The sequence below is a fragment of the Caballeronia sp. M23-90 genome, from assembly GCF_053574605.1.
This window is the reverse complement of sequence record NZ_JBSIPA010000009.1, coordinates 32,645-43,145: the sequence shown is the minus strand read 5'-3', so window position 1 is coordinate 43,145 and position 10,501 is coordinate 32,645. Positions and strand designations below refer to the sequence as shown.

Annotated in this window: 4 protein-coding genes; 2 read left to right on the top strand and 2 right to left on the bottom strand. The window is 54.3% G+C overall.

Going from position 1 to position 10,501, the window contains the following annotated elements; translation table 11 throughout:
- Positions 1-422 precede the first annotated feature (422 nt).
- Positions 423-1,460 (top strand): helix-turn-helix domain-containing protein, encoded by a 1,038-nt coding sequence (locus ACRXB1_RS02255; RefSeq protein WP_449490956.1) that lies wholly within the window; start codon positions 423-425, stop codon positions 1,458-1,460.
- Between the two features lie 984 nt (positions 1,461-2,444).
- Positions 2,445-5,618, top strand: coding sequence for a PAS domain S-box protein (locus tag ACRXB1_RS02250; protein WP_449490955.1), 3,174 nt, complete (start codon positions 2,445-2,447; stop codon positions 5,616-5,618).
- A gap of 726 nt (positions 5,619-6,344) precedes the next feature.
- Here ACRXB1_RS02250 and ACRXB1_RS02245 read toward each other — a convergent pair.
- Together ACRXB1_RS02245 and ACRXB1_RS02240 are read right to left on the bottom strand one after the other, a co-directional pair.
- Complete coding sequence (locus ACRXB1_RS02245; protein WP_449490954.1) at positions 6,345-7,895, bottom strand: SIR2 family protein; 1,551 nt, start codon at positions 7,893-7,895, stop codon at positions 6,345-6,347.
- 65 nt (positions 7,896-7,960) lie between these two features.
- Positions 7,961-9,436, bottom strand: a complete 1,476-nt coding sequence (locus ACRXB1_RS02240; protein ID WP_449490953.1) for a DUF4062 domain-containing protein — start codon at positions 9,434-9,436, stop codon at positions 7,961-7,963.
- Between the last annotated feature and the right edge of the window lie 1,065 nt (positions 9,437-10,501).

Genomic DNA, 10,501 nt, shown 5'->3' with positions numbered 1-10,501 from the left:
GACCGCCTGGTACACAACGCACATCGCATTACCCTCGAAGGAGAATCGTTGCGAAAAACGCGCGGGAGCTTGACCGCGAACTCGCAAACAAAGTAAATAGCAAAGGCCCCGCGTCGCTGCGCTCCGTTTGTTCGCGATGACGTGGAATTCCTGTTCGCTTTGCCTTGGAATCACGATTCACTTTGCCGTGGAATGGCCATTCACTTTGCGTGGAATACGCACACGGCGAATCAATGCCGCGTCTCATGTGCTTAATCATCGGCACGACTCGTCGAAGTCTTACGGCGAAAAATCCTGAAAAAATTGACGATTTGTCCGGAGAGCCGTTTTTTTTGCCAATCCATGACTGTTCAGGAAGAAAGCGCGCTGCGGTAGTCTTGATACCCGGCTAACATTCGTAAAAATTCAGGGCCGAAAAAAATATGCCGCAGCACATTCGTTTCGAAAGCTCGTCGTTCAAAGAGGACGACGCAGAGGAGATTTGGAGGGAAGCGCTACGGCCGATGTATGACGTCAAGCGACCAAAGGAAGTCTCCTTTTCGGCGAGCGTCGACACTTGGAACTTGGGGCCCATTTTGCTCACCCGCCATGCCGCTCAGGGCGAGGTGCAGTTCCATCGCACGCGGCGCAAAATCGCGCTGTCAGGCATCAATCAATACTTGGTGCATTGCTTGGTTGGTGGGCAGCTCACTTCTGAGTTTGCGGAAGGGCAGCAACGGGTGCCGTTGAACTCCGTCGCCATTCGGGACCTCGCTGTCGAAAACATTGGTTTTGCCATTGACGCGCCGATGATCACGCTGAGCGTTGCGCGCTCGGCGCTTGATCGACGGCTGCCGCAGGGTTCGCAAATTCACGGCGCGAGTTGGGCGGCAAATGATGCAATTGGAGAACTGTTCGCCGCTCACATGCACGCCCTCGCGCGGCTTGCCGCGACGATGACCGAAGAGCAAATGCCGATCATCGTTAATGGGACGCTGGACTTGTTGGCCGCGTGCCTGTTGCCAAAAGCCCAAGAAAGGGTTGCGCAGGGGGACCCGCGCCTGGCTCCAATGCTCCGAGCGCAAGCGGCTTCCTACATCGATCAGCATCTACTAAATCCGGATTTGGGACCTGCTGCTCTTTGCAAGGCACTGGGGATATCTCGCACCGCGCTTTACGGGTTGTTCGCCGAAGCGGGCGAGGCGGGCGGAGTGGCCAAACGAATAAAAGATCAGCGTCTGGATGAAGCGCTGAGGCGATTAACCTCGCCGAAACACGTCCGCGCGCGGGTAGCGGAAATCGCTTACACAGTAGGTTTCGCGAGCGATTCGACATTCAGCCGAGCGTTCAAGGAGCGTTTTGGATGCACGCCCAATGAAGCAAGAGGCGAGTTGTTGATCAAGCGAGATGGGGCGATTAAGAAAATGCCCGATGATCTCGTGGAGCAGCACCAGCGCACAATCAAAGGGCTGAGTAAGTGATGCTGCAGAGACGACGGCTTTGAATATCAGCCAAGGGCTCAAAAGTTTGCCCCCACCAGAGAGATCAAAAATTAATGATACGGTGCCGCTAGCCTCAACACCGTTCGCTCAATCGCGTTGATGATCGGTTACGTAGATACTATTTTTTGTAGCAGCTTTTGAATCAGCATTTCTGTGCGTGCAGGCACATTACCCACCGCAAGGCGCTTATTAATGAAATTTCGAATTTACTGCTGCCTGTTTGCTCTGCTCGCTTGTTCGTGCAAGGCGTTCGCTCGTGGCGGGAGTGTTATCGACCATGATCACAGCACGGCCGGCGCTGTTTGGAAGCTGATCTTTAGTGCGTTTTGTATCGTTGTGCTAGTCATGGTCTGTAAGCCCGAAAGCGCCAAAGCGAAAGCAGAGCGCGAGTCGGCGCTCCGAGCCAAAGTAAACCAGCGAAAGACTGAAGAAGCTAAACATTACGCTAAACGTAGTAAATCTCGGTCCAAGCGATAGCTTTAGGAAATTTAGTAGTCGGAATAGTCCATAGGAAGATGCAGCTCGGTTCTGCCCAGATGTTGAACCACGAGTGGCCGCCGGTGTTGAGGCTATCTTAGCGAGGCTGACGGGCAGGCGGCACGTTCATGCGGCTTATCCTTGTCATCCCGCATAAAACGAGTGAGCAGGTCAAGGCTGCTTTTTTCGGAAAGGCTGTTTGCAAAGCTACGACCGAATCGAGCACGCCTAGGGAAAACTCAAACGCTTTCATTATTGTTACGTAGGCAAAAGACAAAGCGGAGCATCGCATCATCCGTCGCGCTGCGGTAGAACCTACCGTGGCCAAGTTCGTCCACAGGGTCTACCTATATTTTTTCCAATCAGTGTCGTTAACCAAGAATCTGCGCTGAGAGAGAGGTTGAGCGGCCATCGTTTTCAATCCTTGAGCTAACTTCCTTTTTCTGCCATCTGCGCATATTGCCGCAACTCTTACTGGCGGAGACAATGCTGATCGATCCGATGAACTTATCTTTTACTCTGGCCGATGCGCAAGCTCTGGAAAGAAGCATGGGGCGGATTGCCTTCGCGCCCGACGGCAGCATCCTTCGTGTTAACGAGCGCTTCTTGGAACTCTTCAACTATAAGGGTTGGGAACTTATCGGGCGCAATCGCAGCATCTTCAGGCCGCTCGCATTGGGTACAAGCGCGTTGGACGAGATCGACACTGTCCTTGCAACCGCCGAAGCCTTCTTTGGCGAGATGCGGCAATTAAAGCGCGATGGCAGTTCCTTCTGGACCGAGGTGTCCTGCATACCGATCGCAGGTGAGGACGGCGCGGTCAGCGAGATCGTCATGCTGGTGCGCGACGTCACCGACCGCTTGATGTCGGCTGCCGATGAAGCCGGTCAGATCGCCGCCATCAACACCTCGCAGGCCGTCATCCACTTTGACATGGACGGCACTATCCTTCACGCCAACGAGAAGTTTTTGGACGCGACCGGCTACCGGCTCGATGAAATCGTCGGCAAGCATCATCGGATGTTCGTCGCCGCCGACGAGGCAGTCGACCTGTCCTACGCTGCATTTTGGGAACGTTTGCGGCAGGGTTCGCATGCTTCTGGCGAATACCGACGATTCGGCAAGGACGGGAAGGCCGTCTGGCTGCGTGCAACTTACAACCCTATTTTCGACCTCGAAGGCCGCCCGTTCAAGATCGTCAAATATGCCGTCGACGTCACGCTCGAGAAGCAGCAGAACGCCGATTTCGAAGGCCAGATCGCCGCGATTGACAAGTCGCAATGCATTGTGACCTTCGCGCCCGACGGCACGATTCTCGATGCCAACCGCAACTTCCTCGAAGCGGTTGGCTATACGATGGAGGAACTCGAGGGCCGCCATCACCGCATGTTCGTCGATCCTGCTTACGCGCACAGCCTCGACTACGAAATTTTCTGGAGCGATCTGGTCGCCGGTCGTCATCGCAGTGGCGAATTCCGGCGGATTGGCCGCGACAAGCGCGACATCTGGCTACAGGCGATTTACAGTCCGGTGCTCGATCAGGAGGGCCGCCCCTTCAAGATTGTTAAATACGCAACGGTGGTTACGCGCGAGAAGCTTCGTCAGGCAGACCATCAGGGCCAGATCGCCGCGATCCACAAGTCGCAGAGCGTCGTCGCCTTTACCATCGACGGCACGATTCTCGACGCCAACGACAACTTCCTCGACCGGACGGGCTATCGGCTGTCCCAGGTCATTGGTCGCCATCATTCCATGTTCGTTTCGCCCGAGGAACGCGAAAGTGAAGCCTACGAGAAGTTCTGGCAGGCGCTCGCTGCGGGTCAGTATCAGGCAGGCGAGTTCAAGCGCCTCGGCCGCGATGGTCGGGAGATCTGGCTGCAAGCTTCCTACAATCCGATTCTCGACATGAACGGGCGTCCCTTCAAGGTCGTCAAGAACGCCGTCGATGTTACTGAGCAGAAGTTGCGACAAGGTGATTACGAAGGGCAGATCGCTGCGATCAACAAGTCGCAGAGCGTCGTCTCGTTCGACATGGACGGCAATGTGCTGGAGGCGAACGACAACTTCCTCACCCTGATGGGTTACGCGCTCCCAAAGATTGTCGGGCGGCACCATCGCATGTTCGTCGATAAGGAAACCGCTGCGCACGCCGACTACGCGCGCTTTTGGAGCGAACTGCGCAAGGGCAAGTTTCTGTCCTCGAAGTTCAAACGCATCGCCGCGAACGGGTCGGAGATCTGGATCCAGGCGTCCTACAACCCAATCTACGATTTGAACGGCAAGCCCTTCAAGATCGTCAAGATCGCCGCCGACATCACTGCCGACGTTTCGCTTGCCGCCGATCTCTCACGCGCTCAGAAAGAAGTCCAGCACGACCCGGCGACGGGCCTTCCAAACCGGCTTGGCCTGCGCAAGTTCATGCGTCGGGTGCTTTCGGCAACCGACAGCGAGCTCGCGCTCTTCTATCTTGATCTCGATCACTTCAAGCCGATCAACGACACATTCGGCCATGATATCGGCGACGTCGTGCTGCGTACCGTTGCCGCCCGCCTGACGGGTGAGTTGACAGACGGCCAACTCGCCGCGCGGATCGGAGGCGACGAATTCGTCGTCGCAGCCTCAAACCTTTCGCGGGCGCAGGTCGTCGAACTTGCGGAACGCCTCATCGATGCCGTGTCGCAGCCGATCGCGCATGGCGAGCGGTGGCTTGAGGTCGGCCTTTCGATCGGTATCGCGTTGACGCCGCAAGATACACTGGAGGAAGACGAGCTTTTCCGCTTCGCCGACGTTGCGCTCTATCGTTCCAAGGGCAAACAGCGCGGCACCTTTACCTTCTACACTGAGGATGCGGAAACTTCCGCCGAGACTGAGCGGCATTTGGCGCACGACATGCTTATCGCGATCAAAGCGCGTGAGTTCGATCTTGCCTGCAGCGTGCGCGTCTCAGCAACGAACGCAATCGCTGTCGAAGTCCGACCCTGGTGGAACCACCCGACGCTTGGCCGGCTAGGTACGGAAACCTATCTGCGCGTCGCGGAACAAAGCGGTCTCGTCGTTCCACTCGGGGACTGGTTCGCGCGCGAGGCCTGCAAGCTCGCCGCGCGCCTGCCCGAGATGACCGTTTGCATGCCCCTTTATCCAAAGCAGCTCCTGACCAGCGACTTCGCCGAGACACTGACGCTGGCGCTGCGAGAGAGTGGCGTGAACGCGAACCGGATCGAGCTGCGGCTCGAACGCGGCACAGCCCGCGTCAACACGGAAAGCCTTCGCGCTGACCTTGCAAAGCTTAGAGCGATGGGTCTCGGAGTCGTCGCTGATAGCGTGCTCGCCGGCGAAAACGCGCTTTCCAACCGCACATCTTGGAGCATGGACCGGGTGATGGTCGACGCGCGCCTCCGTACCATTTTCAAGAGACAGGCCCACCCGCTCGCAGACGAGATCGCCAGGATCGAGGCCGACGATGAGAAATCGACGATTTCCGGAAAGCGGTGCTTCGAGATCGACGCTAAGGCGGCGCTGAAGAGCTTTATGGTTCTCAACGCAGTGAAACCGTCCGAGCTCACCGCGGCGCTTCGCGGGACGAAGACGATGGCGGATGATGTGCGGTTCGAAGACGAGGGAAGGATAGTCAATAAAGCCAATAAAGCGAATGCCGCGTAAGAGCAGCAGTTGATTGGCGGAAGTCATGCAGCAGGCGCGATTCGCTAAAAGACAAATCACATAGGCGGAGGGGATGGATTATCTGGTACCGTCTCGTTACGTTGTGGACGGCAAGCATTAATCCACGAGATGGAAGTGTTGAAGACCGCAAACGATGCATGGAACCCATCTCGTTGCTGACTCGGCCGCCGCCCGGTCCAATCTCGTTAACGCCCGGAACTCACCAAGGATTGGATCCCGCGAATGTGCGATGCGCTAAAAGACGAGCCGCACAGTTGCGTAGGCAATTGGGCCTTTGGGCGAAGGTAAGCCCCCGCAGCGTCAGACAGAAACCGGCCAAGAAGCGACGTTCACTTGATGGCGTGGTTGGACATTCGAGCGTCGGTAGCACACCGAAAGCGGTCACTGGAATTGCCAAAATGTGAAAGCAAATGGAACCGTGCAGGCTATCCGAGTGGCCATGAGCCGACTACTGTTCCTATCTAGCCTGACACTTCGCTCCCATTTCCGCAACGGGTTTTCTGGCGCGCTCCGAGCTTTGTTCGACGGTTCAACGGCATCCTGACTTCGCGAGAAAACGGGCCGTTTTGCTTTCGCCATACCTTGTTCGTGTGAAACTGCGGTACGGAAGGAGCGACGCGCCAGCGTGAGCGCTCTCTACGATATGCCGTGCCGACGCCTTCCTGAACCGACTAGGCGGCCAAGAAAGTTGCGTATCCGCGTTTGTCAAAGTTGCTTGAATTGCAGCAGATCGTAGATACAAACCAGCTTGAAAAAATTCGTCGTTACGTTATTCTTTGCGCTGCTCGCTTGCTCGATGTTGTCGACGAGAAACTGATGAAGCTGATCAACTTTGAGGGACGCTTCGGGTAGTCTTCCCGCATAGTTGATAACGCTTTCCACATCATTTTGCTTTGCATAGCTAGCGAAGTCTTTCTCGTAAGCAGCGATTGCGGCCGCCGTCTTTTTGCCAAGCCCTTTTGGGCGGAAGCTTTCAAGAGTTGCTGCGCTCGCAGTGACGACACGATCATTGAGTAGCTTCTGATCCCATCCTGGCGTCGCCGAAGCATCTCGAAGATATTTAAAGACCGGTACAAGGTACGTTTTCTTCAACTGTTCAGGCAGCGTGTCGCGAACGATCAAATCCGCCCGGTACCCACCTTGGTTAAATAAGACGTCGTGAATGATGTCCAGTCGTCCCAATGCTGTGTAGCCTTTCTCTCGCAGCCGCTCTTGGATACCAACGCCAATCGCAAATTCAAGCTTACTTAGGTCTGTGGTTTCGTTGATGTCCTGCACATAAATGCGCTCGCTAGTTACCGTTGTATGGACTAGGTCGAACACCTGCTTTTTTAGCATACGTAGGACCTTCGCCGGAATTTTCCGTTGGATTCTAGTGAGAGCCTCAAGCACCGATGACATCGAACTAGTTGTTACCTGATAGACGGGTAGCGTACGGCCATCTTTCGACAATATGGTCCGCTCGAAACGATCATCCCCTCCGTGCCGGTCCCATTGCACGAAGACTAAGCGATCGGCGAGTTTGTCAACGTTTTCCGGAGACAAGCAGTCGAGCACCGAATGGATGATGTCAAGAATATTTTTGTCCGTGAGTGAGTAACCGAGGAACACGATCGGGTTCTCCACGAAGAAAGTAAGCAACTTAGACGCCAGATAAGGATTTTTGCGATGAAACTCACCGTAGTCGGATGAGGTAAGTACAAGCGAATTCGGGTCGTCGTATGAGCCGTGTATCTTATAAATCTCTCCGATCCCTTGGATTTGTGCGAACAGGAGCGCTTCCTGCCCAACATAAACGGCATAGTCGGGAAATAGTCCCTCGAGCAAACCGTCCCAGTTCGTCGTCACGATGCCGTCGACAACGACCTTCTTGAACAGTTCTAATTCGCTAAGTAAATTTGCATCTGTTGTTACTGCCGCGCTGCCAACGATATATTTGGCGATCTCGAACTTGAGTGCCGATTCGTCGTTTATAGCGTTTTTCTTAAACTGCTCACGAGATTCCTTATATTTTTTTTCTTTAAACCAGCGCGGATGCAGTTCACGGGCCATCCCACTTGCAAGTTCAGGCAGGTCTCCTTTGGCACTGGTGCTCAGGAAGCCGTAGTCTAGATCGTGCAAATCGCATAGCTTTTCAAGTAGGCCTGCCCAGTCTGCAATACCAACATAGCGCCGAGCGATCCCCGATCCAACAAAGAGATACGGTGGAGACACAAACTTTTTAAGATGGGCTTCAAGTTGATCGCTAAGGCTCATTGTCATCACCCGGTGGAGTTGATCAGTGTTGTTGTCTACATCGTGAAACGGTTGCGCCTTACCGTTCAGGCCGCTGACCAGCTGTCAGGCGTCTCTTTCGGCTTACCGCCAGAAGCGACGTCATGAGCAATGCTTGCTTTGAGGTGCTCGATCAAAGCCGACAGATCGTGATTCGCGGGAGTGTCGTAGGTGTAACTGAACGTTAAGGATTGACCACCGACTCTTGGAAGCAACTCTATGCCGACTTTGTGATCCTTGACTTCCACCATAAACCGCATATTGCGAAACGCCGCACCGCCAACCAGAAACTTCTTTAATGAATCCTCGATGACCTTCTCTTCCGTTAGCAATATCTGGGCAGGTGGGAGTCGATCTTCAAACTCGTCGTCTACACTGACCTGAAAATCTTCCACGTATGGTTCGATAACATGACGGATCAAAGTCGAGACGCGGCCTTCACGGCTGTCAAGAACGGCATCTATAATTGCTTGCTTTGCTTCGACCTTGATGCCGATGAACACGTTCCACTCCGATGCAACGCGCGAGATCATGCTCAGCGGTAAGCGGGTGCGGAAAAACGTTGCGTCCTTCAACAAGATGACGGTTCTTACCGATCCGTATTTCCCACGCTCCGCCCGCATCTCCGCAATGTTTAACCTTTCGAATAGATCGTCCCAACTAAGATCAGATTGCAGCACGCCCTTTACTTTCTCGGGCTCGCGGACAAGTCCGCCAACAAACTCGATCAACTGTCGAAACCGAATCGCTCCTTTAGCTGTTTCCTTGAGTTCAGTGTTTGATATAGACCCGAGCACCGCCGCCTTCAGATCGGCAATTTGGCTGCTTAGGTTTTCAATTCGGCGGCTTTCGTTCGCTTTGGTACGCTGTTCGAGAAGTAGGCGCTGAAAAAGTCCGCTCCATTGCTTCTTCAGTTGGTGATCTATATCTTCGAACCGCGCGAACTCATAAACGCTGTTGTTCTCGCTTCGCAGTCTTAGAAAGTTAATAAACTCGAAGATGTAGGAGGCCGTCTCTTGTTTGTCAATCGAAGAGAATTTAATCTCGTTGATAATCGCCTTCTTTTTGTTCTTCTCGTGGGTTAAGTAGTCGCGCATCACGCCTGCGTCGACGAACGCAAAAACCGGGATACCGAATTGTATCGCTTGTAGCACTTCAGCCTGCGTAATCGAAAGCTTACTGTTTTCATCCAGAAAACGGTCTGCCCGACTTAACTCACTCAATGCGGTAAGGTCGATCGCTTCTAAGGCTTTCGGCACAATGGTTCCCCCAAACCGAGACCCGAGAAGTAACACAAGCATGTCGCAATTCTGCACTTCGCGCAGGCAGCTTGCGTGAGTATGTGCCCGAGGGTCGTAAATCACGTCCGAGTGGTCGCTCATGACCGGTTCATATCCAATGCTCGTCAGCACGGCGCGGAGTTGACCTCGTACTGCCTGAAGATCGTAGCAAGTGGACGAGACGAAGATTTTTAGATTAGCCATGTCTAAATGTAAGTTTTCTGTAAATGGCGTTGCGCGCACGATCGTATCAGAAACTTACCTCGCCCATTAGCATCTGTACCAGTCCCCCGAGCCTTTTCTTGCAGACCGCGCGGCGTCGAACGCACGGGCCTGCCGTGACGCATCGTGAACGTGCTGGTAGGCACCTATAGCATCACGCGCCCGAACGGTTTCAAGGCTCCGCTGCGGGCTTGTCCCTTTGTGCACGGTGTTTGCGACTGCTACGCGTTGGTGCGCGCCTATATCGTCGAGCACGGCGTCACGCTTAGCGCCTACTCGCGCACGTGGGGGGCTTAAGCCGGGCGGTTCAGATCTGTATGGCGAGAACTTTGCGTAGGAAGGCTTCGTCGAAATGCCGCGTGAAACCTTGCGCGCGCACGACCTGATCCTGATGAACAACCGAACACGATGCATAGAGGAGACCGCGACTGTTCAAGGAACCAGGATCGCGTCAAGAGCTGGTGTGGCTATGGTGAACAAATACCTAAAGGGTACTGTTCTCCGGACCATCAAGCAGCTATTCGAACCGATCGGATTATCCTTTAACAAGCCTGCTCTGACGAGGGCCATCCCGTTTGGAGTTGGTGTCGCAATTGGATCGGCAGCTGGATACGGAATGACTCGTTACGTGGGGTGCCACGGCCCGCGCCATGTTCGAGTTACCGGTTGAGCACGATTAAGAAAATGCAGCCGTCGTTGACGAACAATGATGGATGTCCGTTTTTGATCGAGGGTATGTGGAAACCGTTTTTTGTCGGTGGATGCGAGCCGCCAGCGTGACTATTCGATTTTGGTAGATCGAGCCCGCGCTAACGTAACGTCTCGAACGTAAAAAAATTCCCTCGGGGCCTTAGGTTTCACTAATGACCTCACCCTATGCCGAGACAGGTGCTACCAACAGCCCGGATGCAGAATTTGATAGAAGGGCGATTTACCAGGACAAACAACCCTCGGTTTAGCTGATGACGTTGATGTAGCATTGTGTTTCCCTCCCTTATAGCGACCGCACTTATGCACGACAACGAATTCTGCGAAACTCTGTCAGCACCCTTCGACGCGAGAGATTGGGTGCTCATTGACCCTCAT

Excerpts from the sequence above, each read along its gene's own strand:
- ACRXB1_RS02255 (WP_449490956.1), top strand. The coding sequence starts at position 423 with ATGCCGCAGCACATTCGTTTCGAAAGCTCGTCGTTCAAAGAGGACGAC.
- ACRXB1_RS02250 (WP_449490955.1), top strand. The coding sequence starts at position 2,445 with ATGCTGATCGATCCGATGAACTTATCTTTTACTCTGGCCGATGCGCAA.
- ACRXB1_RS02245 (WP_449490954.1), bottom strand. The coding sequence starts at position 7,895 with ATGAGCCTTAGCGATCAACTTGAAGCCCATCTTAAAAAGTTTGTGTCT.